The organism is Streptomyces sp. MAR4 CNX-425 (assembly GCF_048656465.1).
GTDB lineage: Bacteria > Actinomycetota > Actinomycetes > Streptomycetales > Streptomycetaceae > Streptomyces.
In genome coordinates this window covers 106,106-129,491 of record NZ_JBMDLF010000009.1, presented here as the reverse complement: position 1 = coordinate 129,491, position 23,386 = coordinate 106,106, and the positions used below count along the sequence as shown (strand labels likewise).

The window sequence follows — 23,386 nt, the reverse complement described above, 5'->3', positions numbered from 1 at the left end:
CCTACATTCCGTGAGCGTCCGGGGGCATATGCCAGTGCGGTACGGGCCCGGGCGTGCCCCGCTGAGCTGCACGAACACCCCTCCCACCGGCGCCTGCGCGCCACCGGACCGCCCCCATCGCTTAAGTTTTGCTTAAGGCGGCCGCTACCCCCGGGCGGGGGTAGCGGTCACGGAGCGTCGCGGCCCGGCCGCGGCGGCTCAGCGGAACTCCGCCTTGCCCGGCCCCTTCTCCACGAAGCTGCGCATCCCGATCTCCCGGTCCTCGGTGGCGAACAGCCCCGCGAACCAGCTCCGCTCCAGCGCCAGCCCCGTCTCCAGGTCCGCCTCCAGCCCGTGATCCACCGACTCCTTCGCCGCCCGCAGCGCGATCGCCGGCCCCTTCGCCAGCCGCGCGGCCCAGGCGTGCGCCTGCTCGTACACCTCCGCGTCCGGCACCACCCGGTCCACGAGCCCCAGCGTCAGCGCCTCGTCCGCCGCGACCATCCGGCCGGTGAAGATCAGGTCCTTGGCCCGCGACGGCCCCACCAGCCGGGCGAGCCGCTGGGTGCCGCCCGCGCCCGGGATCAGCCCGAGCAGGATCTCCGGCTGCCCCAGCTTCGCGCTCTCGCCGGCGATCCGGATGTCGGCGCACAGCGCCAGCTCGCAACCGCCGCCCAGGGCGTAGCCGTTGACGGCGGCGACGACGGGCTTGGGCAGCCGCGCCAGCGCGGTGAAGGACTCCTGCAGCGCACGGCTCCGCGCGACCATGGCCGCGTGGTCCATGGCCTGCATCTCCTTGATGTCGGCGCCGGCGGCGAAGACCTTCTCGCCGCCCCACACCACCAGGGCGCGCACGTCGTCGCGGCCGGCGGCCTCGGCGGCGAGTTCGCGGATACGGTCCTGGGTGTCGATGTCCAGGGCGTTCATGGGCGGGCGGTCCAGGCGCAGGGTACCGACGCCGTCGGCGGCCTCCAGATATGCAGTCATGGCACCCCACGTTAGCGGCCGCTAACGCCGCGGGGCCCGGTGCGCTTGCTCACACACCGGGCCCCGCGGGACGTCTCGCCGGAGCGGGCCGCGGTACGGCGGCCCGGGCGGGCGGCTACTGCGGCGCGGTCCACTCCTCCCAGGACATGTTCCAGGCGTTGAGGCCGTTGTCCGGGGCGATGATCTCGTCCTTGGCGTTCTTCACCTCGACCACGTCCCCGATCAGGGAGTTGCGGAAGAACCACGAGCCGGGTGTCGACTTGTCGGCACCGCCGCGCGCGTCGTACAGGCCGATGCAGCCGTGGCTGGTGTTGGCCGAGCCGAAGGTGGCCTGTCCGGCCCAGTAGTTGCCGTGGATGAAGGTGCCGGAGGTGGACAGGCGCTGCGCGTGCGGTACGTCCTTGATGTCGTACTCGCCGCCGAAGCCGACGGTGTCGCCGTCCATCCTGGTGACCTCGAACTGCTCGGTGATCACCATCTTGCCGTTCCAGGTCGGGGTGGACGGCGCGCCGGTGGTCACCGGGATGGTCTTGACGACCTCGCCGTTCCGCTCGACCTTCATCTTCTTGCTCTCGGCGTCGACCGTGCTCACCTGGCGGCGGCCGATCTCGAAGCTGACGTCCTTGTGCTGCTGGCCGTAGACGCCCTCCGCGCCCTCGACACCGTCGAGGCGCAGGCTGAGCGTCACCTTGGTGCCCGGCTCCCAGTACTCCTCGGGGCGGAAGTCGATGCGCTGGTTGCCGAACCAGTGGCCGTCGATCTCGACGCCGGGGTCGGCGGTGACCTCGATGGCCTTCTCGACCGCCGCCTGGTCGGTGATCGGCTGGTTGAAGTTGATCGACACCGGCATGCCGACGCCGACGGTGCTGCCGTCCTCGGGCGTGAAGTAGCCGATGAAGGAGTTCTCCGGCACGACGGTGGTGAACGAGGCGTCCTTGACGGCCTCCAGGCCGTCGGAGTCCTGCGCGACGGCGTGCACCTTGTACTTGGTCTGCGTGCGCAGGTGCGCGGCGGGCCGCCACTCGGCGCCGTTCTTCGAGATCTTCCCCTCGACCTCGGCGCCCTCCTCGTCCGACACGGTCACCGAGACGAGCTTGCCCCGGGCCGCGGTCACCTTCAGCTCGCCCTGCGTGCCGACGGCGTCGGCGCCGTCCTTCGGCGAGATCTCGACGACCGCACGCGACGACTTCTGGGCGCCGCCGCCCGCGCCGCCCGAGCCCTTGGAGCCGCCCTCGTCCTCGTCGCCGCCTCCGCCGCCGGATCCCCCGCACGCCGCCACCAGGACGAGCACGACGCCGGTCAGCAGCGCCGACAAGCTGTTCCGGGTACGTCCCCTTCGTATCCGCTCCACCTTCAACGCCGCTGTCTCCCCTCGGCCGCACCGAGCCAGATTCCCCCGCGCGAGAACCGCGCCTTGACGTTCAAGGTATCCCCGGCCACGCGGAAGTAAGGCCACGCGATTGTCACCGTTCGGTCCCAACTGATGCCCTGCCGCGCCGGCCCCGCGGCCGGGCGTCGGCACGATAATCCGATGACATTCCGGGGGCCGCCGGGTGACACTGCAACCCGATGACCTCCGACTCCTCCGCCCCAGCCTCCGACCCCGCCCGGGCGCTGCCCGGCCCGCCGCGCCGTACGCTCCGCAGCCGCGAGTTCGGGCTCTTCTTCGTCGCCCGCGCCATCGCCCGGCTCGGCGACATGATGGCGCCCGTCGCGCTCGCCGCCGGACTGATCATGGCCGGGTACGGCGCCGGGGAGGTCGGCCTGGCGATGGCGTCGATGACGGCCTGTTTCGCCGGTTTCGTCATCTTCGGCGGGGTGTTCGCGGACCGGTTCAACGCCCGTACCGTGATGATCGGCGCCGACCTCGCCCGGGTCGGCACCCAGCTGGCGATGGCCGGGCTCTTCCTCGCCGGCGACGTGGTGCTCTGGCAGGTCTGCGTGCTCTCCGCGCTGCACGGCACCGCGGGCGCGATGTTCCAGCCGGGCATCGCCGGCATCATCCCGCGGATCGCCGACGACGTGCAGGGCGCCAACGCCTCGATCCGTACGGCCGAGTCGGCGATGACCCTCGCCGGGCCCGCGGCGGCGGGCGCGCTGGTCGGCCTCACCTCGGCCGGCGGCGTGTACGTGGCGCACGCCGGGACGTACGCCGTGAGCGCGCTGTGCCTGGCGCTGCTGCGGCTGCCGCCCCGCCCGGCGGACGACGGGGGCGGCGTCGCCGCGCCGGCCCGGCCGGCGAAGGGCGAACGCGGGCGCGTGTTCCGGGCCGACCTGGTGGAGGGCTGGCGCGAGTTCTCCTCCCGCACCTGGATGTGGGGGGTCATCGCGGTCTGGATGTTCTACATGATCGCCTCCTGGGGCCCGTCGGTGCCGCTGGTGGCGGCGGAGGTGGTCGAGGAGTACGGGGCCGGGGCGTACGGCGTCGTGAACTCGGTGATGGGCGCCGGGATGGTCGTCGGCGGGCTGGTCGCGATGCGGCTGCGGCCCGTGCGTCCGCTGCGCGCCGGGGCGGTGGCGCTGCTCGGCGTCGGCGCCCAGGCGGCGGCGGTGGGGCTGCGGCTGCCGGTGCCGGCGATCGCCGGGGGGATGGCGGTGTCCGGGGCGGCGATGGCGTTCTGGAGCGTGATGTGGTCGACGAGCGTGCAGACGCAGGTGCCGCCCGCGGCGCTGAGCCGGGTCAACGCGTACGAGATCGCCGGCTCGGTCGCCATGCTGCCCGTCGGCAACGCGCTGGCCGGGCCGGCGGCCGGGGTGCTCGGCGCGCACGAGGTGCTGGTGGCCAACGGCGCGCTGGGGCTGACGGCGGCGGTCGCGCTGCTGTCCGTACCGGCGATACGCAACCTGCGCCGGGTGGACGGCCGCCGCGGGGAGCCGGTGACCGGCGGGCCCCCGCGGCCGGGCGCCCGGGTGGCCGGCGGACCGGGAGAAGGGAAAACGGGGTGAGCTCCCGGCCTGCCCTTACGTAGGCTCGGGGCGATGCCTGCCGCCGCCCCACGCACCGAAGAGCCCGATCCCGCCGACACCGCAGCCGACACCCCGGACACCGCCGGCACCGCCGCCGACGCGGGGGACGGCGGGCCGGACCGCTCCGCGGTGCGCTCGCTGCTGCGCCTGTGGCCGTACGTCCGCCCGGTGCGGGTGCGGCTGTTCTCGGCGGCCGGCGTGGCGATCGTCGCGTCGTGCATCGGGCTGGTCATCCCGCTGGTGCTCAAGTGGCTCGTGGACGGCCCGGTGGCCGACTCGGACCCGGCCGGCGTGTGGCTCGGCGGGCTGCTGATCCTCGCCCTCGGCGTCGCCGAGGCGGCGCTGTTCGGCTTCCGCCGCTGGCTGGTGGCCCGGCCGCTGGCCGGGGTGGAGGCGTCGATGCGGGCGAGCCTGTACCGGCGGCTCCAGCGGCTGCCGGTGTCCTTCCACGACCGCTGGCCCTCCGGCCAGCTGCTCTCCCGCGGCACGACGGACCTGCAGCTCATCCGGATGTTCCTGGCCTTCCCGCTGACGTTCCTGGTCGTCAACGGCACGACCATCGCGGTCGGCTGCGCCGTGCTGCTCGTCCAGGAGTGGACGCTCGGGCTGGTGCTGCTGGCGCCGGTGATCCCGCTGGTGGCGCTCTGCTCGGCGTTCGAGCGGCGCTTCTTCGGCGCCGCGCGCCGGGCGCAGGACCAGGTCGGCGACCTGACGACGGTGGTCGAGGAGGCGGTGCTCGGCATCCGCATCGTCAAGGGCTTCGGCCGGCACCGCAGCCAGGCGCGGGCGTTCCGCCGGCTGACCCACGAGCTGCGCGCCACCGAGCTGCACAAGGCGCGGCTGCTGGCCGGGATCTGGGCGCTGATCATGACGCTGCCGGAGCTGGCGGTCGGCGCGGCGCTGGTGCTGGGGACGGTGCAGGTCGCGGACGGCGACCTGTCGGCCGGGACGCTGGTGGCGTTCCTGTCCACGGCGATGGCGCTGCGCTGGCCGGTGGAGTCGATCGGGTTCCTGCTGGCGATGTGCAACGAGGCGGCGACGGCGGCGGACCGCTACTTCGAGGTGATGGACGAGCCGGAGGCCGACGCGGCGGACGGCCCGGCGGCCCCGGCCCGCGCGGCGGCCGCGACGGCCTCCGTCCCGGCGCAGCGCAAGGGGTCCGCCCCCGACGGCATCCGCTTCGCTTGCGTCGTCTTCCGCCACCCCGACGCCGGCCCCGCGGCCGCCCCCGTACTCGACGGCGTCGACCTGCACGTGCGCTCCGGCGAGACCCTCGCCCTCGTCGGCGCCACCGGCAGCGGCAAGACCACCCTCACCGCGCTCGTCCCGCGGCTGTACGAGCCGACGGCCGGCCGCATCAGCCTCGACGGCCGGGACATCACCGGGCTGCCCCGCGACGAGCTGCGCGAGCTGGTCGCCGTGGCGTTCGAGGAGCCGACGCTGTTCTCCGCCACCGCCGGCGAGAACGTGCTCATGGGCTCGTACGAGGCCGAGGAGCACGACCTGCTGCGGGCGCTGGACGTCGCGCAGGCCGACTTCGTCCACCGGCTGCCGGACGGCCACCGCACGGAGGTCGGCGAGCAGGGCCTCAGCCTCTCCGGCGGCCAGCGCCAGCGTCTCGCGCTGGCCCGGGCGATCGTGGGCCGGCCGCGGTTCCTCGTGCTGGACGACCCGCTGTCGGCGCTCGACGTGCACACCGAGGCGCTGGTCGAGGCGGCGCTGCGGCGCGTGCTGGCGACGACCACGGCGCTGGTGGTGGCCCACCGGCCGTCGACGGTGCTGCTGGCCGACCGGGTGGCGCTGCTGTCCGGCGGCCGGATCGCGGCGGTGGGGACGCACGACGAGCTGCTGCGGAGCAGCGCGGAGTACCGCGCGCTGATGGCGGGCGTACCGGACGAGGAGCAGCCGCGGGCCGGGGACGGGCCCGCGGCCGGGGACGACGACGAGGGGGAGCGGCGATGACGGCGGCGGTCACCGAGAGGCCGGGCGGCGAGGAGCCGGACGAGGACCGCCCGCGCCCCCACGGCGACCCGTTCGACCAGGACCTCCTGCCCGCCCCCGAGGGCGCGTCCCGCACCCTGCTGGGCTCGCTGCTCGCCGCGCACCGCCGCCGCGTCGCGTCGGCGGCCGCGCTGATCCTGCTGCAACAGGCCGCGGTGCAGGCCGGCCCGCTGCTCGTCGCGTACGCCATCGACCACGCGGTGCCCGCGCTGCGCCGCGACGACCACGGCCCGCTGATCGCGGTCGGCATCGCGTACGCGGTCTGCGCGGTGGCCTCCGGGCTGTTGCAGCACACCTTCGTGCGCGCCGCCGCGCGGATCAACCAGGACGTGCTGCTGGACCTGCGCGGCCGCATCTTCCGGCACGCGCAGGCGCTCGACGTCGACTTCCACGACCGCTACACCTCCGGCCGGCTCATCTCCCGCTCCACCAGCGACGTGGAGTCGCTGCGCGAGCTGCTGAGCGAGGGGTTGCAGGAGTTGATCGTCGTCGTCCTCCAGGTCGTCTACATCTCCGCGCTGCTGCTCTGGCTGGACCTGGGGCTGGGGGGCGCGGCGCTGCTGTCGTTCGTGCCGCTGTACGCGCTGATACGCAACTTCCAGCGGCGTTCGATCAGGATCTACACGAAGCGGTCGACGGCGATCGCCCAGGTGATCGTGAAGTTCGTCGAGACGATGAACGGCATCCGGCCGGTGCAGGCGTTCCGCCGGGAGCGCGCGAACGACGCGGACTTCGACCGGCTCAACGGGCGCCACGAGCGCGTCAACGGCGACTCCATCCTGGAGATGGCCCGTTACGTCGTCTCCTCCCGGCTGACCGCGAACGTCGCGGTGGCGGCGATCGTGCTGTGGGGCGCGTACCGGGTGGCGGAGGGCGGCCTGGCGCTGGGGGTGCTGGCCGCGGCGGTGCTGTATCTGCGGCGGCTGTACGACCCGATCGACCGGCTCGGGATGTTCCTCAACTCCTACCAGTCGGCGGCGGCGTCGCTGACGAAGATCGCCGGGCTGCTGGCGCAGCGTCCGGGCGTCGCCGAGCCCGCGGAGCCGCGCCCGCTGCCGGCGCGCGCGGACGGGCTGCCGGGCCGCGAGGTGCGCTTCGAGGGCGTCGGCTTCTCGTACCGTACGGGCGGCGAGGTGCTGCCCCGCTTCGACCTGACCGTCCCGGCCGGGCAGACGGTCGCGGTGGTCGGCTCGACGGGCGCGGGGAAGTCGACGCTGGCGAAGCTGCTGGCGCGGTTCTACGACCCGAGCGCGGGCCGGGTGCTGCTGGACGGGGTGGACCTGCGGGAGATCGCGAACGCGGACCTGCGGCGCGGGGTGGTGATGGTCACCCAGGAGGCGTTCCTGTTCTCGGGCACGGTGGCGGAGAACATCGCGATCGGCCGTCCGGACGCGACCCGCGCGGAGATCGAGGCGGCGGCGAAGGCGCTGGGCGCCCACGAGTTCATCGCGGCGCTCCCCGACGGCTACGACACCGACGTGCGCAAGCGCGGCGGCCGGATCTCGGCGGGCCAGCGCCAGCTGGTCGCGTTCGCCCGCGCGCTGCTGGCGGACCCGGCGGTGGTGATCCTCGACGAGGCCACGTCGTCGCTGGACATCCCGGGCGAACAGGCGGTGCAGCAGGCGATGCACACGGTCCTGCGCGGCCGTACGGCGGTGGTCATCGCGCACCGCCTGTCGACGGTGGAGATCGCGGACCGGGTGCTGGTGATGGCGCAGGGCCGCGTGGTCGAGGACGGCCCCCCGGCCACGCTGATCGCCGACCGCGGCCGCTTCGCGGCGCTGCACCAGGCGTGGCTCGACAGCACGGCCTGACCCGGCGCCGGTGCGGGCCGGGAGGAGAGCGGACGGGTCAGCGCCCCATGGCATCGACTGCGCTCAGTAACTAGGATCACACCCGTGGTCGCGGGGGGCTCGGCGATCCGGTGGGACGGGCACGACCGCCACGGCGCCGTCCGGCCGGTGCGGCTCCCGGGGAGGGGCGGGCATGACGGTGCACCTGCTGGGCGGGCGCTACGAGTTGACGGAACGCATCAGCGCGGGCGGTATGGGGGTGGTCTGGGCGGCGCGCGACCGGGTGCTGCACCGGACGGTGGCGGTGAAGGTGCTGTCGGGCGCGGGCGTCGCCCCGGACGCCGTGGCCCGGCTGGAGCGGGAGGCGCGGGCGGCGGCGGGGCTGGCGGAGAACCCCCACGTCGTCACGGTCCACGACTTCGGCCGGGACGGCGACGCGGTCTTCGTCGTCATGGAGCGGGTCGCGGGGGAAACCCTCGACGCGGTGCTGCGGGCGGGCGCGCCGCCGCGGCCCGACGTCGCGGCGGACTGGGTGCGCCAGGTGTGCACCGCGCTGGAGGCGGCCCACGCGGCGGGGGTGATCCACCGCGACATCAAGCCCGCCAACGCGATCCTGACCCCGGACGGCACGGTCAAGGTCCTGGATTTCGGGATCGCCCTGTTCCACCCGAGGCACGGTCTGGAGCGGCTCAGCCGCGACCTGGTCGTGGGCAGCGTCCCCTGGATGTCACCGGAGCAGATCCGGGGCGGCTCGCTGGACCACCGCAGCGACCTCTATTCGGTGGGCTGCCTGCTGTACGAGCTCCTCACGGGCCGGCCCCCGTTCGGAGACCGGGACGCCTACGGCCAGTTCGTCGCCCATGTCACGGAACAGCCCACGGCCCCGGGCCTGGTGCGTCCGGGCGTCCCGCCCGCCCTGGACGCCCTGACGATGCGCCTCCTGGCCAAGTCCCCGGACGCCCGTCCGGACTCGGCCGCGGCGGTGGCCGCCGAACTGGCGCCGCTGAGCCGGGGCCCGGCGGCGGCTGCGGGCCCGCAGGCCCCGTCCGAGGCCCCGGCCGCGCCGGAGCCGGGTGGCCGCGGTCCGGGCGCCCCGCACCCCGCGGGGGGCGGCGGGCGACGGCGGTCGCTGCGGCGTCCGGCGCTCGTGGCGGCCGCCTGCGTCGCGTTCGCGATGCTGCTGATCGCCGGCGCGCTGTGGCTGGACGGGCCGGACGGCGGGCGGGACTCGAACGCCGGGACGGCGGGCGGGCCCGAGCGGAGCCCCTCGTCGCCCCCGGCGTCCGGCGCGCCCGGTGCGCCCGGCGCCGGGGAGCCCGGGGAACCGGCCCGGTTACCGCGCACCCCGGCGGACACCTCCCCGCTCCCCCCGGGCTGGCATCAGGCACGCGAGACCCGCTACCGCATGGTCGTGCCCGTCCCGGACGACTTCACCGCCTCCGACAACGAGGGCGAAGGCATGATCTACTACGGCCCCGGCGACCAGCTCGTGATCAGCGTCTACCACGAGTTCGACGTCGCCAAGCCGATCCGGCAGAGCCTGCGGGACCAGCTCGGCTGGTACCTGGACGGAGCGGACGGCACCATGGGCGCGGTCCGCAGCACCGGGGTCGGCGGCCTGACGCTGCTGGGACTGCCCGGCCTGGGCTTCGAGGTGACGTACCACAAGGACGACTCCGCCCGGGGCACCCGGCACCGCCGGATCGAACGCGGGGTCCAGGACGACCGGGGAGAGGAGGTGTACTTCCGCGTGGAGTACCCCGACACCCCGGAGTACGACGCCCGCGCCCGCGAGGTCCTCGGCGAGATGGAGGACCGGATCCTGCTCCACCCCCGCTGACGGCCGACGCCGGTCTCACCCGGCACAGGCCGGCAGCGCCTCCAGTCCCTCCGGCGTCCCGTGCTCGAAGACCGCCTGGTACGCCTCGGCGGCGTCGCATCCTTCGTCCATCCACTGAACGGCGATCGCGCTCCAGATGACGAGGGCGATCACGACGGCGAGCCCGCACACCCAGCCCAAGAATTTTGACATGTATGCGGTTATTTCCGCTCCCGTGGCGGATACACCGCTACCGCGCCTCCCGAAGCCAGGAGTCGAGGGCGGCGAAGTCCGCGTCGGTCAGGCCGCGGCCGGGGTCGACGCGGTGCAGGAGGGCCCGTTGTGGGTGGTGGGCGGCCACCCAGTCGCGGTCGGCCGCGGTGATCTCGTCGTCGACCCAGGCGAAGGGCCGCCCGGCCGCCCAGTCGACCAGGAGCGGGGTCTTCCAGTGCACGCCGCCGCGTCCGCCCCCGTCGTCGTCCTCGGGGATGCCGACCACCGGCAGCTCCGGCAGGCCGAGGAGCGGCGCGACGCACTCGTTGGCGTCGGCCAGCCAGGTCGTCGCCCACACCAGTTCGCACGGCAGCGCGGCCAGCCGGGGCCCGTCGGCCGGCTCGACCCTGGCCAGGAGCGGATTGCCCGTGCCGGTCGCCAGCCGGGCGCCGCGGCGGGGGCGGCCGTGCCACGTGGGTCCGAAGGGGATGAGGGGGCCGTCGACGTCGAGGAAGAGCAGCGGGCGTACGGAACCGGTCACGGCCGCACGCTAGCGCCCGCGGCACCCGCCGGCGTCCGGCGGCCCGGCGGCGGGGCGGGAGGGCGTCAACGTGACGGGTGGGGTGTGCGGTTCGCCGGGGGGAAGAGGCGGGGCGACCGGGAAGGTGCACAGCGTGTCTGCTCTGGCACGCTCCGTGACCGGAATGCTATTCTTCGTTTCGGCTTTCACACCATGAAAGTTGACGATTTCCTCTCCGGTAACCGCAGCTCAGCGCACGCGTCACTGGACTGGACCATAAAGGGTGGCGGTCCCCCCTTCTCAGGCAGGCGTTCCTATGCGTCACTCTTGTCGTGTTCGCATCAGAACACCGGTCTGTCCGTACGAGCATCACCCAGCACCGCCTCTCCCCACCCCCACAGAGCACACGAGTGCCAGGAGGCCGCGATGCACTTGCACAGATCACTCACCCACCGCCTCTTCTCCGGCCGCGCCCGCCGCACCCGCGCCGGCGCCGCCGTCGTCCTCGGCGCGTCCCTCGCCATGGTCGCGGGGCTCACCTCGCCGTCCGCCGCATCCTCACCGGCGGCCGGCAGCGACACCAAGAAGAAGAACCCCGTGCCCCTGGGCCACGCCTACATGGGCATGGGGGTCGAAAAGCAGCAGTCGTCCCCCGAGTACAGCCCGCTGGACCACACCAGCGGCGTCCAGGGAATCGACGTCTCGCACTGGCAGGGCACCATCAACTGGACGTCCGTCCGCAACTCCGGCATCCAGTTCGCCTGGATGAAGGCGACCGAGGGGACCACGTACAAGGACCCGTCGTTCAACCGCAACTACCCGGCGGCGTACCACGCCGGCGTCATCCGGGGCGCGTACCACTTCGCCCGGCCGAACTCCTCCAGCGGCGCGGCCCAGGCCAGGTTCTTCGCCTCCAACGGCGGCGCCTGGTCGCGGGACAACCGGACGCTGCCCGGCGTGCTGGACATCGAGTCCAACCCGTCCGGCGCAAAGTGCTACGGGCTCTCGGAGTCCGCGATGCGCAACTGGATCCTCGACTTCTACAACACGTACAAGGCGAGGACCACGCGCGACGTCGTCATCTACACCAGCCCGAGCTGGTGGAACGACTGCACCGGACGCTGGAGCGGCATGGCGAACCGCAGCCCGCTGTGGGTCGCGCACTGGACGTCCGCGCACAGCCCGACCATCCCGAGCGGCTTCCCCTTCTACACGGTGTGGCAGTACACGAGCACCGGCCGGGTCGCCGGGATCTCCGGCAACGTCGACCGCGACAAGTTCAACGGCAGCAGCTCGCGGCTGCTCGCGCTGGCGAACAACACCCCGTAACCCCGGGGCGGAGTGCGGCGGAGGGGCCGGCCGGGCGACGGCCGGCCCCTTTCGCGCGGGCCGGGCGCGAGGGGTCACAAAAGCTGAAAGTTGCTCTACTCTTCCGCCATGTCGTCGTGGACACGCAAGGTCCGAACGGCCCTGCTCCCGCTCGCCGCACTCGGCGCGCTGCTGCTCCCCGCCGCGCCCGCCGCCGCACACGAGGAGCGCCCCGTCGAGTTCCCCGACGGCACCGGCAGCGTGCCGGAGTACCGCGACGAGGAGCCCGACCTGCTGGTGTGCAAGCCCGGGCGGGCGGACTTCGCCCAGCGCGTCGCCGACTTCCCCGCCGCCCTGCGCGCGCGCAACCTGCGGCTCTACGAGCGCTGCCGCGAACACGGCGGCTTCGAGCACCTCCAGCAGGCCGTCGACGCCGTCGACGAGCCCGGCATGACCATCGCCGTCCTGCCCGGCGTCTACCTGGAGGAGCCCAGCCGCCCGGCGCCCACGGGCGCCTGCGCGCGCCTGACGGCCCCGCGGTCCGGCTTCGGGTACCAGATCCTGTCGTACGCGCAGCAGAAGCGCTGCCCGCACAACCAGAACCTCGTCGCCATCATGGGCAAGCGCGACCTGCAGATCGAGGGCACCGGCGCCGACCGCGGCGACGTCGTCATCGACGGCCAGTACCGCAAGCTCAACGTCATCCGCGCGGACTCCGCCGACGGCGTCTACTTCCGCAACTTCACCGCCCAGCGCTCCACGTTCAACTCGCTGTACGTGCTGGCCGCGGACGGGTTCGTCATCGACGACGTGCTCACCCGCTGGAACGACGAGTACGGCTTCCTGACCTTCGCCTCCGACCACGGCCTGTACCGGGACTGCGAGTCGTACGGCAACGGCGACTCCGGCATCTACCCCGGCAGCGCCTCCGACATCAACGACGGACGCGGCTACGACGTCCCGCGCTACGCCATCGAGATCACCGGCTGCCGCAGCCACCACAACATGGTCGGCTACTCCGGCACCGCGGGCGACTCGGTCTGGGTGCACGACAACGAGTTCGACCACAACATGGGCGGCGCCTCCATGGACAGCGCCTTCCCCGGCCACCCCGGACTGCCGCAGAACCACGCGAAGTTCGAGCGGAACCTGATCCACGACAACAACCAGAACTACTACCCGTACGTCGCCGACGGCACCTGCGCCAAGCCGCCCGCCGAGCGCGGCTACGAGCAGGGCGTGGTCTGCCCGCAGATATCCATGCCGCCGGGGACCGGCATCATCACCGCGGGCGGCAACTGGAACATCTACCGGGACAACTGGATCTACGGGCACCAGCGCACGGCGTTCTACCTCAACGCCGTCCCCGCGTTCATCCGCGGCGAGGGCGCGCTCGGCAAGCAGCTCGACACCTCGCACCACAACCGCTACGCGGACAACCACCTCGGCGTCGACCGCGCGGGGAACGAACGGCCCAACAAGACCGACGTGTACTGGGACGGGCAGGGCGAGGGCAACTGCTGGCAGGGGGACGTGGGCGCGACCAGCCCGCGCACGCTGCCGGAGTGCGGGGACCGGCCCGGCGACGTCTCGGGCGGCTCGGACCGGATCCTCGGCGAGCCGGTGAAGCTGGCGCAGCTGCTGGTGTGCGCGGAGTACGACGTCGAGGCGCGGAAGCTGCCGGCGGGGTGCGACTGGTACGGGGCGCGCGGCATCGAGCGGATCGAGGTGCAGCTCGCGCTGGCCGCGGCGGTGGTGCTGGGGCTGGTCGGCGGGGTGCTGTGGTGGCGGCTGCTGCGGCACGACGCGGTGGCCGGGGGCGCCGCGGCGGCGGGGGCGGCGGGGCTGGTGCTCGGCGTGGTGGGGGCGGCGGGCTCGTACGCGCACACGTGGCTGCCGGTGATCGCGCTGGTGCTGACGGGCGCGTGGTGGACGGCGACCGGGCTGCGGCTGCGGGTCCGGCTGCGCGGCGGGCGGCCGGGGTTCACGGGGGTGACGGTGGCGATGGGCGTGCTGACGCTGCTGGACGCCTTCGACAAGGCGGTGCTGCTGATCCCGTGGATCCCGCTGAGCCCGGCGTGGCTGCGGACGCTGCTGGGGCTGGTGTGGGTGGTCTGGGCGGTCGTCGCGGTGGCCCGCCGCACGCCCGCGGCGGGCGCGGCGGAGCGGTCGGCGGAGGAACCGGCGGCGGGTCCCGGCGCGGGTCCGGCGGGTCCCGGGCCGGGCCCGGGGCCCCGGCCGGGCGCCGGCGGCCCGGCGCCGGAAGCCGGGCTCGCATGAGCCGCCGCCCTCTCTCCCCCGCCCCCGCCTCCTCCCGCTCCCCCGCCGGACGCCTGGCCGCCGCCGTGGCGCTCCTGCTGGCCGGCGCCCTCCTCGCCGCCGGCTGCGCCCGCGGCGACACCCACCACGAGCCCGGCACCGGCCACGAGGTCGCCACCGGTTCCGTCCCGCCCGCCACCGACGTGCCCGACCGCGGCGCCAACGGCTCGGACGCCGGCACCACCGTCGAGATCGCGGTACGGGACGGGCGGGTCACCCCCGCGCCCGGGCGCGTGGAGGTGGCGGCCGGCGATCCCGTCACCCTGCGCGTCACCAGCGACACCGACGACGAACTCCACGTCCACGGCTACGACGAGACCGCCGAGCTGCGCGCCGGCGCGCCCGCCGAGCTGACGTTCACCGCCGACCGCACCGGCGTGTTCGACGTCGAGACGCACGGCTCCGGCCTCGTCCTCACCCAGCTCATGGTGCGCTGATGCCGCTCGCCCACGGCGTCGGCGGCACCCAGGACCTGCCCATACCCGCCTTCTACGCCTACGCCGGCGGCTTCGCCGCCCTCCTCGTCTCCTTCCTCGCCCTCGGCCTCCTCTGGCCCGCCCCCCGCTACACCGGCGCCACCGCCGGCCGTCCCCTCCCCCGCGCCGTCCAGCGCCTCGCCGGCGCGCCCGCCCTGCGCCGCACCGCCGCGGGCGCCGGACTCGCCGCCGCCGCGTTCGTCGCCGGCCACCTGCTCCTCGGCCCCGACGACCCCGCCCGCAACCCGGCGCCCGGCGCGGTCTACGTGCTCCTCTGGGTCGGCCTCGTCCCCGCCTCCCTCCTCCTCGGCCCCGTCTGGCGCCCGCTCAACCCGCTCCGCACCCTGCACGCCCTCGCCTGCCGCGCCCTGCGCCGCGACCCCGCCGCCGGCCGCCCGCTGCCCGCCCGGCTCGGCCACCGGCCCGCGGCCGCCGGGCTGCTGGCCTTCACCTGGCTGGAGCTGGCCGCCCCCGAACCGGCCGCCACCGCCGCCCTGTCGGCGTTCCTCGCCGCGCACGCCGCCGTCCAGCTCACCGGCGCGGCGGTCTACGGCGACCGCTGGTTCGCGCGCTGCGACCCCTTCGAGGCGTACAGCACCCTGCTCGGCCGGCTGGCTCCGGTCGGCCGCCGTCCCGCCGACGGCGTGCTCGTCCTCCGCTCCCCTCTCGCCGGACTCGACACCACCCCCGCCGTCCCGGGACTGACCGCCGTCCTGTGCGTCCTCCTCGGCTCCACCGCCTACGACGGCTTCTCCGCCGCCCCCGCGTGGATCGGCACGCTGCAGACCGCCGCCCCCGGCCGCACCGCCACCGCCACGCTCGGGCTGCTCGCCGCCGTCGCCCTCGTCGCCGTCCTGTACGCCGCCTGCGCCGCGGCCGTACGCCTGGTCGCCGGCCGCCTCGACCACCCGCTGTCCGCCTTCGCCCACTCCCTCCTGCCGATCGCGCTCGGCTATCTCGTCGCCCACTACTTCACGCTCTTCGTCACCGAAGGACCACGTACCGTCACGATCGCATCCGGCACTGACAACCCGCCCCCGGCCGACCCTCCGCTGACCCCCGGCGGCCTCGCCGCGCTCCAGGTCACCGCCGTCGTCACCGGCCACGTCCTCGGCGTTGTCGCCGCCCACGACCGCGCCGTCCGCCTCTTCCCGCCCGCCCGCGCGGTCGCCGGCCAACTGCCGCTGCTGGCGCTGATGGTCTGCTACACGGTCGGCGGCCTGACGCTGCTGCTGGCCGCGTAGCCCGTACGCAGCCCGTACGGAACGGAGGTCCGGCACCATGGACGGCGTGAGCACCCCCTCCCTCCGCCGCACCCCCGTCCAGCAGCGCAGCGCCGAGCGGCTGGCCCGGATCCTCGACGCCTGCGCCGAACTCCTCGACGAGACCGGCTACGAGGACCTCACCACCAGCGCCGTCGCCGACCGCGCGGGCGTCCCCATCGGCTCGGTCTACCGCTTCTTCCCCAACAAGCGGGCTCTCGCCGACGCGCTCGCCGCCCGCAACCTCGACGACTTCACCGCCCGCGTCACCCGCCGGCTGGCCGCCGAGCCCGCGCGGGCCGGCTGGCGCCGCATCCTGGACTCGATGCTCGCGGAGTACGTCGCGATGATGCGCACGGTCCCCGGCTTCGCGCAGGTGGACTTCGAGGCCAACGACCCGGTCGCGGCCCGGCTGTGCGACATCCTCGCCGAGCGGCTCTCGCTGCCGGTGACGGCCGCGCTCCGGCGCTCCTGCCTGGTGGCCGTCGAGGCGGCCGACGCGCTGCTCCAACTCGCCTTCCGCACCGACCCGGACGGCGACGCCGCGCTGCTGCGGGAGACGCGGACGCTGCTGCACGCGTACCTGTCGCGCACGCTGGACTGAGGCACCGGGGCGCGGCGCGGGCCCGGGTCAGCCTCCGAGCGCCGCCTTCGCCTCCGCCCGGCGCCGCGGCGCGTCGTGGCTCTCCACGTACCACTCGTACGCCTCGTCCACCAGGCTCCGCGCCAGCTCCAGGTCCGGCCCCGCGTCCGGCCCCCGCAGGTGGTACGGCGGCGGGTAGAAGCAGTCGCCCAGGAACAGCACGCCCTCGGACGGGACCCGTACGACCGTCGAGTCGGCGGCGTGGCCGCCGCCGACGTGCTCCAGCTCGACGGTGACCCCGGCGAGGCGGACGCGGTGGCGGCCGGTGAACGTCTCGTCGGGCGGCACGACGCGGAAGGAGTCCCAGCCGTCCGCCGCCATCGCGCGCGAGCGCGCGCCGTAGCTCGGCGCCAGCCGCGGGTCGCGGGCCGTCTGGGCCCGCAGGTACGCCTCGGACCACGGCTTCGCCGCCTCGGCGCGCAGTGCCTCGGCCGTCAGCTCGTGCGCGACGGCCGGTACGCCCCACGCCTGCGCGCCCCAGACGTGGTCCCAGTGGTGGTGGGTGTAGACGACGCCGCGCGCCCGGGGCAGGCCCGCGCCGCCGAGGGCGCGGGCGATCCGGCGGGCCAGCGCGGGGCTGTGGCCGGCGTCGACGAGCAGGCAGCCGTCGTCGCCGGCGATCACCCCGACGGCCGCCTGGACCCGGTCCGGGTCCGGGTGGTGCGGCCAGAGCCACACCCGCTCCGTGATCCGGACCAGCGCCGGCACCGCCTCGGCCATCCGCCCGCCTCCCTCTCCGCGGCCTACAGGGTCAGGACCCGGACTCCATGCCGCGTCCGCGGCCCCGTCCCGGGTCCTACGCGGACGGGTCCGCCGCTGCCAGCGCGCCCGCCACCGCCGCGTACACCGCGGACACCGGCAGCCGGGCCGCGCCCGCGGCGTCACGCCCGTCCGGCTCGTCCGGCCCGTCCGGCCGGTCCGCGTCGCCGCCCGCGCCACCGTCCGCACCGGCCGCCGGCACCAGCGAGTCCAGGTCTCCCAGGACCCGTACCCCCGACGCGCGGATCCCCGCGACCATCTCGGCGCTCACCGCGGCCGCGGCGCGCCGCGCCCACGCCGGCGTGGCGATCCGCGCCGCGTCCTTCTCCGGCACGTACGCCCCGCGCAGCTCGCGCACCAGCGCCTCGCGCACCAGCTTGCGCTCCACCGCCGGCCGCCGGCTCCGGGACAGCTCCTGGTTGACCTGCCGGAGTATCTCCACCTCCGCGGCGGTCAGCGACCGGTTGGTCAGCCCGTCCCGCTCCGGCTCCAGCAGCCCGTCCGGCAGCCCCAGCAGGCCCTCGAAGGCCCGCAGCTGCCACAGCGGATCGCCCTGGTCGACCACGACCACCGTCAGGTTCTCCGGGCCGGCCGCCTTCGCCCAGCGGGCCACCAGCTCGTCGTGCCGGTGCCGCCGCCAGAACGACGGCGTCGGCTTGTCGTACGGCGGCCTGCGCAGCATGCCGTCGAGGAACTTCTCGTACGTGTGGTGGTGGCCGGACTTGATGTACTCCTGCCACTGCGACGGCAGGATCTTCAGCAGCGGCCGCAGCGTGACGACGACGTGCACCCGCTTCCCGCCGAGCCCGTCGACGACCGCCCGCGCCGTGTCGTCGTCGGCGTTGGCGAAGCGCTCGCTGCTGACGACGACCCGGCGGCGCCGCCCCGCGCGGGCGACCTCCGCGCACAGCTGCTCCCAGTGCGCCATGCTCGGCGCCTCCAGGCTGTTGACGGGCGTGCCGCCGGCGATGGCCGCGGCGGCGTGCGCGGGCTGCCGGGTGCGGCCGGCGTACCGTACGCCGTGGGCGGCGAGCGCCCGCCGCCCGCGGTGGAAGGCTCCCTGCAACGTCGTGGTGCCGGTCTTGTGCGGCCCGATGTGCACCAGCCGGGCACCCGGCGGGAGCACGCCCTGCCCCTGCGGCATCAGTTCCTCCCTCCCCGGCCCGTGGAGGCGGCGTCGAGGCGCCCCCTCGGCCGCACGTCGTGGGCGGTGACCCGCTCGTGCGGCCGGGCGCGGCGGTAGCCGTGCAAACAGTCACCGCCACCGTAGCCGCCCCCCGGCCGCGCGGAGGCCGCCGGGTCTTGGCCGGCTCCGCGCTCCCGGGCGGGCGGCACGGCGAAGGCGTCGTACCGGTCGTGCGTCCCCGCCGCGCGCTCCCCGGGGCCCTGCCGGCTCTTGCCGCCGCGGACGGGGAGGTTCTTCATGGTGGGGGTGGTCCTGTCGGGTGCGGGGCTCAGAGGGCGGGGCGTCCCATGGCGCGGAACGTCCAGCCCGCGGCGCGCCACGGCGCCGGGTCCAGGGTGTTCCGGCCGTCGATCAGGTGGGGGGTGGCCGCGGCCCGGGCGAGCCGCCCGGGGTCGAGGTCGCGGAACTCCGGCCACTCGGTCAGGTGCAGCACGACGTCCGCGCCGCGGACCGCGTCTTCGGCGGAGTCGGCGTAGCGCAGGGTGGGGAACTCCCGGCGGGCGTTGTCCATGCCCTTGGGGTCGTAGACGGTGACCTGGCCGCCCTGGAGGTGGATCTGGCCGGCGACGTTGAGGGCGGGGGAGTCGCGGACGTCGTCGGAGTCGGGTTTGAACGCGGCGCCCAGGACGGCGATGCGCCGGCCCAGGAAGGTGTCGCCGCAGGCTTCGCGGGCGAGCTCGACCATGTGGGCGCGGCGGCGCATGTTGATCGAGTCGACCTCGCGCAGGAACGTCAGCGCCTGGTCCACGCCCAGCTCGCCGGCGCGGGCCATGAAGGCGCGGATGTCCTTGGGCAGGCAGCCGCCGCCGAAGCCGACGCCGGCGCGCAGGAACTTCCTGCCGATCCGGTCGTCGTAGCCGATGGCCTCGGCGAGCTTGACGACATCGCCCCCCGCGGCCTCGCACACCTCCGCCATGGCGTTGATGAACGAGATCTTCGTGGCCAGAAACGCGTTCGCCGAGGTCTTCACCAGCTCCGCGGTCGGATAGTCCGCCGTCACGAACGGCGTACCGTCTGCGACCGGCCCGGCATAGACCTCCCGCAGTATCTCCTCGGCGCGCTCGCTCGCCACGCCGACGACGATGCGGTCCGGACGCAGGGTGTCCTCCACCGCGAAGCCCTCGCGCAGGAACTCCGGGTTCCACGCCAGCTCCGCCTGCTCCCCCGCCGGCGCCAGCTCGGCCAGCCGCCGCGCCAGCCGCGCCGCGGAACCGACCGGCACCGTCGACTTCCCCACCACCAGACACGGCCGGTCCAGACGCGGCGCGAGGGTGTCCACCGCGGCGTCGACATAACTCATGTCGCAGCCGTACTCGCCCTGCTTCTGCGGCGTGTTCACGCACACGAAGTGCACGTCGCCGAACGCGGCCAGCTCGTCCCAGTCCGTGGTGAAGCGCAGCCGGCCGGTCGAGCCCTCGATCCCGGCGACGTGCTTGCGCAGCAGCTCCTCCAGGCCGGGCTCGTACATCGGCACCCGGCCCGAGGACAGCAGCTCGACCTTCTCCTTGACCACGTCCAGGCCCAGCACCTCGAAGCCCAGCTCCGCCATCGCGGCGGCGTGCGTGGCACCGAGGTACCCCGTCCCGATCACAGTGATTCTCAGCGACATCCGTGCAGGTCCTTCGAAGTAGTCGAACTATCGGCGGATACGGCGGAGCCCGCGCCGGGCGGCGCTCCGCAGCAGGTCGGTGGGGCCGCCGCGACCGCCGGAGCGGCCGGCGGCGGACGTCGGCCCCGGGGTGGCGGCGGACGCGCCGGCGGGCCCGGAGGGGCCCTTCCCGGCGGTGTCCTTCGCCGCCGCGGCGGCCTTGGTGTCGAGCGACGACTGCGCCAGCAGCGCGCCGATGACCGCCTGGGCGGCCGCGGCGGCCGGGACCGTCGCCTGCGCGGGGGCGGCGGGCGGTGTGCCGGGCCGCTTCGCCAGCGAGGCCAGGTCGCCGACGACGTTGACGCCGAGGCCGGCGATGGCGGCGGTCATCTCCTCGGCCAGCGCGGTGGCCTCGGCCACCGCCCACTCGGGGGTGGCGACGCGCGCCTCGTCGCGGGCGGGCTGGTACTTGTCGCGCATCCGGCGCAGCGCCCCGGCGCGCACGACCTTGCCGTGCCGCTCCACGGACCAGCCGCGGCGGTGCGACTCCTCGTTGAGGAGCCGGACCAGCTCGGCCTCGCCGTGGGTCATCGACCGGTTGTCCTTCGTGTCGTAGACGAGGAACCCGGAGGGCAGCCCGGCCATCTCCTCGAAGACCCGCAGCTGCATCTGCTGGTCACTCTCGTCCTGCACCAGGACGGTCACGTTCTCCGGGCCGGCGGCCGCCGCCCAGCGGGCGATCAGCTCGTCGTGCCGGTGCCGGCGCCAGAAGCTGGGCGTCGGCTCGATGTACGGCTCCCGGTGGAACATCTCCTCCAGCCAGTCCTCGTACGTCGAGCGCAGCCCGTTGCGCACGTACTGCTGCCACTGCGACGGCAGGATCTTCAGCAGCGGCCGCAGCGTGACGACGACGTGCACCCGCTCCCCGCCGCCGAGTTCGGCGACGACCTCGCGGGCGGCGTCGTCGGCGGCGTTGGAGAAGTACTCGGTGCTGATGACCACGCGCCGGTCGCCGGCCTGCTCGCACTGCTCCAGCAGCTTGTGCCAGCGGTCCATGCCCGGCCGGTCGCGCTGCAGGAACACGTCGAGGTGCTCGCGTACGGGCGTGCCCGCCGGGCCCGGGAACTCCACCCCGATCTTGGCGAGCGCCGCCGAGACGGGCTGCCGGTGGGTGCCCGCGTAGACGACGTCGTACGCGGGCAGCCGGTCGCGGGCGCTGTGGAACGCGCCCTGCAGGGCGGTGGTGCCGGTCTTGTGCGGGCCGACGTGGAGGATGCGGCCTCCGCGCGGCACCGTGGGCACCAGCGTCGGCGTCGGCTGCGTCGGCGGTGTCGTCATCGGGAGTCCTTCTCTTCTCGGACGTTCTCCGGCAGCTGGTCGTCCAGCCATCCCGTGAGCGTCTCCATGTACGTCTCGGTGATGTGCTCGCCGGCCCGGTAGACGATCACGTTGCCGATGACGGCGGGGCAGGTCCCGTCCGGGCACAGCTCGGGCGCGAGGTCGATGGTCCGGACCCCGGCCCGCTCGGCGGCCTGGGGGGTGACCTGCTCGTACTCCAGCCCTTCGCGCAGCGGGAAGGCGCAGTCCGTCAGCTGGTCGGTGTTGGCCGACACGCACGACGGTATGTCCTCCGGCGGGTACGGGATGTCGGCGAGGGCCATGACCCGGGTGCCGGAGTCCTTCAGCTCGCCCAGCGTGGCGGCCATCCCGTCGCGCAGGGCCGCGGTGTTCTCCTCGCCGTCGAGCTTGTCGTCGCCGTCCATCGCCGCCTGGTCGTCGCGGTTGCCGACGAGCACCAGTCCGGGGTCGCTGGCCGTGATGTGCTCCACCGCGCTGGCGCGCCAGGCGTCGCACTCGGTGTACGCGCGCTCGTACTGCCGGTTGTAGATGGTCGTCCTGGCGGGGGTGCAGGCGGACTTGGTGATCACGGCGACGTTCCATGCGCGCCGCTCGGCGACCTTCAGCAGGGCCGGCGCGTACTGGGCGGCGTGCGAGTCGCCGAAGAGCACGACGTCGACCTCCACCCCCTCCATTACCCGGGCGCCGCCGTCCGTGTCCTCGATGACGGTATGGCCGTGCCGGAGGGCCCGGCTGCCGTCGCCGGTGCGGTCCGCGTCGTTGACGTAGAGGCAGCCCCTGGCCTCGGTGTCCCGCTGTCCGGCGTGGCAGCCCGTCTCGTACACCTCGCCCTCGTCGGCGTCGGCGTCCTCGGGCAGCGGGCTGAGCACGGCGGCGGACTCCTGGACCTTCATGGAGTCCTTGAGCGCGGCGGCACCGACGGCCTGGTCGGGGTCGGCGAGCTTCATCGTCGGCACGGTGGCCCAGGTCAGCCAGCCCAGCAGCGCGCCGGCGGCGGTGCAGGCGAGGCCGAGGACCAGGCCGCGGCCCACCGGCGCGAGCGCGCGCGAGACCCGTACGGGATCCTCCACCAGCTTGTGGGTGAGCGCGGCGGGCACCCAGCTGGCCGCGACGACGACGGCCAGCTGCGCGGTGGTGATGTCGGGCCACTTGACGGTGGCGAACGCGACGGCCGGCCAGTGCCACAGGTACCAGGAGTACGAGATCCGCCCCACGTACCGCATCGGCGCCGTGCCCAGCAGCCGCCCGCCCAGGGTCTCCTGCCGGGCGGCGCCGGCCGCGATGACCGCGGCGGCGCCCAGCACGGGCAGCGCGGCGGCGGAGCCGGGGAACGGGGTCTCGTCGGAGAAGCCGAGGGCGGCCGCCGCGATGGCCGCCAGCCCGGCGGCGGCGAGGACGCCCGCGAGGCGTCCCGGCAGCCGCCGCCAGGCGTCCGCCGGGACCAGCGCCAGCAGCCCGCCGACGGCCAGCTCCCAGCCGCGGGTGAAGGTGGAGAAGTACGCGGCGCCGGCCTCCTCCCGGGTGAGGTAGACCGAGTACGCGAACGAGGCCACGGCGATGCCGCCGAGCGCCAGAGCCAGCCGCGGGCGCACCGCCTTGCCGCCGCGGCGGGTGCACCACCAGCCGATGGCGATGATCAGCAGCGGCCAGACCAGGTAGAACTGCTCCTCGACCGCGAGGGACCAGAAGTGCTGGACGGGGCTGGCGTCGGCGCCCAGCGCGGAGTAGTCGACGGCCAGCGACGCCTGCTGCCAGTTGACGACGTACAGCGCCGCGGCGGCCAGGTCCTTCGCGACCGTCTTGCGCTCCACCGGCGACATCAGCAGCCAGGCCAGCAGCGCGACCGCCGCGAGCACGACGGCCGTCGACGGCAGCAGCCGGCGGGCGCGGCGGGCGTAGAACCCGGTGAGGGAGATCCGCCCGCTGCGCTCCAGCTCGCGCACCAGCAGCCCGGTGATCAGGAAGCCGGAGATGACGAAGAAGACGTCGACGCCGACGTAGCCGCCGGAGATCAGCGGCACGCCCGCGTGGTACAGCAGCACCACGCCCACGGCGACGGCCCGCAGGCCCTCGACGTCGGGGCGGAACCCGCGGCTGTGGCCTGCCGACCGGGTGTCCGGCCGGGGCCGGCGCTCGGTCGGATCGGGCGCGTCGAGCGCCGGGGCCTGCTGGCCGTGCATCAACCCTCCGGGTGACGGTTCTGGTGG

19 protein-coding genes are annotated in these 23,386 nt (G+C 74.6%); 9 read left to right on the top strand and 10 right to left on the bottom strand.

Translation table 11 applies throughout. From position 1 onward, the window contains the following. Positions 1-198: 198 nt before the first annotated feature. Both ACHZ99_RS24200 and ACHZ99_RS24195 read right to left on the bottom strand, forming a co-directional pair. A complete protein-coding gene (locus ACHZ99_RS24200; protein ID WP_420306837.1) occupies positions 199-966 on the bottom strand; it encodes an enoyl-CoA hydratase/isomerase family protein in 768 nt (255 codons plus the stop codon). Between the two features lie 115 nt (positions 967-1,081). Then, the gene (locus tag ACHZ99_RS24195) at positions 1,082-2,323 is read right to left on the bottom strand and encodes a L,D-transpeptidase (protein WP_420306836.1); all 1,242 of its coding nucleotides are present in this window, start codon (positions 2,321-2,323) and stop codon (positions 1,082-1,084) included. A gap of 212 nt (positions 2,324-2,535) precedes the next feature. Here ACHZ99_RS24195 and ACHZ99_RS24190 point away from each other — a divergent pair, with 212 nt between their 5' ends. From ACHZ99_RS24190 to ACHZ99_RS24175, 4 genes are all read left to right on the top strand, one after another. Further along, positions 2,536-3,912, top strand: coding sequence for an MFS transporter (locus tag ACHZ99_RS24190; RefSeq protein WP_420306835.1), 1,377 nt, complete (start codon positions 2,536-2,538; stop codon positions 3,910-3,912). Positions 3,913-3,945: 33 nt separating this feature from the next. Then, positions 3,946-5,895, top strand: coding sequence for an ABC transporter ATP-binding protein (locus ACHZ99_RS24185; protein WP_420306834.1), 1,950 nt, complete (start codon positions 3,946-3,948; stop codon positions 5,893-5,895). After that, on the top strand, positions 5,892-7,748 hold the full coding sequence (locus ACHZ99_RS24180; protein WP_420306833.1) for an ABC transporter ATP-binding protein: 1,857 nt from the start codon (positions 5,892-5,894) through the stop codon (positions 7,746-7,748). Before ACHZ99_RS24185 ends, ACHZ99_RS24180 begins: the two co-directional genes overlap by 4 nt. A gap of 172 nt (positions 7,749-7,920) precedes the next feature. Then, positions 7,921-9,567, top strand: a complete 1,647-nt coding sequence (locus ACHZ99_RS24175; protein ID WP_420306832.1) for a serine/threonine-protein kinase — start codon at positions 7,921-7,923, stop codon at positions 9,565-9,567. A 15-nt stretch (positions 9,568-9,582) separates the two neighbouring features. On the opposite strand, the gene ACHZ99_RS24170 is transcribed toward ACHZ99_RS24175, so the two are convergent. Both ACHZ99_RS24170 and ACHZ99_RS24165 read right to left on the bottom strand, forming a co-directional pair. Beyond that, positions 9,583-9,759, bottom strand: coding sequence for a hypothetical protein (locus tag ACHZ99_RS24170; protein WP_420306831.1), 177 nt, complete (start codon positions 9,757-9,759; stop codon positions 9,583-9,585). A 37-nt stretch (positions 9,760-9,796) separates the two neighbouring features. After that, the gene (locus tag ACHZ99_RS24165; protein WP_420306830.1) at positions 9,797-10,300 is read right to left on the bottom strand and encodes an HAD domain-containing protein; all 504 of its coding nucleotides are present in this window, start codon (positions 10,298-10,300) and stop codon (positions 9,797-9,799) included. 405 nt (positions 10,301-10,705) lie between these two features. On the opposite strand from ACHZ99_RS24165, the gene ACHZ99_RS24160 reads away from it, so the two are divergent. From ACHZ99_RS24160 to ACHZ99_RS24140, 5 genes are all read left to right on the top strand, one after another. Beyond that, entirely contained in the window at positions 10,706-11,608 is a 903-nt protein-coding gene (locus ACHZ99_RS24160; protein WP_420306829.1) for a lysozyme, read from the top strand. Positions 11,609-11,716: 108 nt separating this feature from the next. Beyond that, the gene (locus tag ACHZ99_RS24155; protein WP_420306827.1) at positions 11,717-13,867 is read left to right on the top strand and encodes a right-handed parallel beta-helix repeat-containing protein; all 2,151 of its coding nucleotides are present in this window, start codon (positions 11,717-11,719) and stop codon (positions 13,865-13,867) included. Then, on the top strand, positions 13,864-14,343 hold the full coding sequence (locus ACHZ99_RS24150; protein ID WP_420306826.1) for a hypothetical protein: 480 nt from the start codon (positions 13,864-13,866) through the stop codon (positions 14,341-14,343). The genes ACHZ99_RS24155 and ACHZ99_RS24150 overlap by 4 nt, the downstream gene beginning before the upstream one ends. Then, the gene (locus tag ACHZ99_RS24145) at positions 14,343-15,626 is read left to right on the top strand and encodes a hypothetical protein (protein ID WP_420306825.1); all 1,284 of its coding nucleotides are present in this window, start codon (positions 14,343-14,345) and stop codon (positions 15,624-15,626) included. The genes ACHZ99_RS24150 and ACHZ99_RS24145 overlap by 1 nt, the downstream gene beginning before the upstream one ends. A 37-nt stretch (positions 15,627-15,663) precedes the next feature. Beyond that, a complete protein-coding gene (locus ACHZ99_RS24140) occupies positions 15,664-16,248 on the top strand; it encodes a TetR/AcrR family transcriptional regulator (protein WP_420306824.1) in 585 nt (194 codons plus the stop codon). A gap of 27 nt (positions 16,249-16,275) precedes the next feature. Here the strand turns inward: ACHZ99_RS24140 and ACHZ99_RS24135 are convergent, their stop codons facing one another. From ACHZ99_RS24135 to ACHZ99_RS24110, 6 genes are all read right to left on the bottom strand, one after another. Next, positions 16,276-17,007, bottom strand: a complete 732-nt coding sequence (locus tag ACHZ99_RS24135; protein WP_420306823.1) for an MBL fold metallo-hydrolase — start codon at positions 17,005-17,007, stop codon at positions 16,276-16,278. A gap of 76 nt (positions 17,008-17,083) precedes the next feature. Continuing rightward, positions 17,084-18,190 (bottom strand): hypothetical protein, encoded by a 1,107-nt coding sequence (locus tag ACHZ99_RS24130; protein ID WP_420306822.1) that lies wholly within the window; start codon positions 18,188-18,190, stop codon positions 17,084-17,086. Further along, positions 18,190-18,471 carry a hypothetical protein gene (locus ACHZ99_RS24125; RefSeq protein WP_420306821.1) on the bottom strand — a complete coding sequence of 94 codons (282 nt, stop codon included), beginning with the start codon at positions 18,469-18,471 and terminating at the stop codon, positions 18,190-18,192. The genes ACHZ99_RS24130 and ACHZ99_RS24125 overlap by 1 nt, the downstream gene beginning before the upstream one ends. A gap of 29 nt (positions 18,472-18,500) precedes the next feature. Continuing rightward, positions 18,501-19,841, bottom strand: a complete 1,341-nt coding sequence (locus tag ACHZ99_RS24120; RefSeq protein WP_420306820.1) for a UDP-glucose dehydrogenase family protein — start codon at positions 19,839-19,841, stop codon at positions 18,501-18,503. Between the two features lie 27 nt (positions 19,842-19,868). Further along, positions 19,869-21,158: a hypothetical protein gene (locus ACHZ99_RS24115; protein ID WP_420306819.1), complete on the bottom strand. Its 1,290-nt coding sequence runs from the start codon at positions 21,156-21,158 to the stop codon at positions 19,869-19,871. Then, positions 21,155-23,359: an acyltransferase family protein gene (locus ACHZ99_RS24110; RefSeq protein WP_420306818.1), complete on the bottom strand. Its 2,205-nt coding sequence runs from the start codon at positions 23,357-23,359 to the stop codon at positions 21,155-21,157. The genes ACHZ99_RS24115 and ACHZ99_RS24110 overlap by 4 nt, the downstream gene beginning before the upstream one ends. Between the last annotated feature and the right edge of the window lie 27 nt (positions 23,360-23,386).

Coding starts and splice junctions, on each gene's coding strand:
- ACHZ99_RS24200 (WP_420306837.1), bottom strand. CDS start 966: ATGACTGCATATCTGGAGGCCGCCGACGGCGTCGGTACCCTGCGCCTG.
- ACHZ99_RS24190 (WP_420306835.1), top strand. CDS start 2,536: ATGACCTCCGACTCCTCCGCCCCAGCCTCCGACCCCGCCCGGGCGCTG.
- ACHZ99_RS24185 (WP_420306834.1), top strand. CDS start 3,946: ATGCCTGCCGCCGCCCCACGCACCGAAGAGCCCGATCCCGCCGACACC.
- ACHZ99_RS24180 (WP_420306833.1), top strand. CDS start 5,892: ATGACGGCGGCGGTCACCGAGAGGCCGGGCGGCGAGGAGCCGGACGAG.
- ACHZ99_RS24175 (WP_420306832.1), top strand. CDS start 7,921: ATGACGGTGCACCTGCTGGGCGGGCGCTACGAGTTGACGGAACGCATC.
- ACHZ99_RS24170 (WP_420306831.1), bottom strand. CDS start 9,759: ATGTCAAAATTCTTGGGCTGGGTGTGCGGGCTCGCCGTCGTGATCGCC.
- ACHZ99_RS24160 (WP_420306829.1), top strand. CDS start 10,706: ATGCACTTGCACAGATCACTCACCCACCGCCTCTTCTCCGGCCGCGCC.
- ACHZ99_RS24155 (WP_420306827.1), top strand. CDS start 11,717: ATGTCGTCGTGGACACGCAAGGTCCGAACGGCCCTGCTCCCGCTCGCC.
- ACHZ99_RS24150 (WP_420306826.1), top strand. CDS start 13,864: ATGAGCCGCCGCCCTCTCTCCCCCGCCCCCGCCTCCTCCCGCTCCCCC.
- ACHZ99_RS24145 (WP_420306825.1), top strand. CDS start 14,343: ATGCCGCTCGCCCACGGCGTCGGCGGCACCCAGGACCTGCCCATACCC.
- ACHZ99_RS24140 (WP_420306824.1), top strand. CDS start 15,664: ATGGACGGCGTGAGCACCCCCTCCCTCCGCCGCACCCCCGTCCAGCAG.
- ACHZ99_RS24135 (WP_420306823.1), bottom strand. CDS start 17,007: ATGGCCGAGGCGGTGCCGGCGCTGGTCCGGATCACGGAGCGGGTGTGG.
- ACHZ99_RS24130 (WP_420306822.1), bottom strand. CDS start 18,190: ATGCCGCAGGGGCAGGGCGTGCTCCCGCCGGGTGCCCGGCTGGTGCAC.
- ACHZ99_RS24125 (WP_420306821.1), bottom strand. CDS start 18,471: ATGAAGAACCTCCCCGTCCGCGGCGGCAAGAGCCGGCAGGGCCCCGGG.
- ACHZ99_RS24120 (WP_420306820.1), bottom strand. CDS start 19,841: ATGTCGCTGAGAATCACTGTGATCGGGACGGGGTACCTCGGTGCCACG.
- ACHZ99_RS24115 (WP_420306819.1), bottom strand. CDS start 21,158: ATGACGACACCGCCGACGCAGCCGACGCCGACGCTGGTGCCCACGGTG.
- ACHZ99_RS24110 (WP_420306818.1), bottom strand. CDS start 23,359: ATGCACGGCCAGCAGGCCCCGGCGCTCGACGCGCCCGATCCGACCGAG.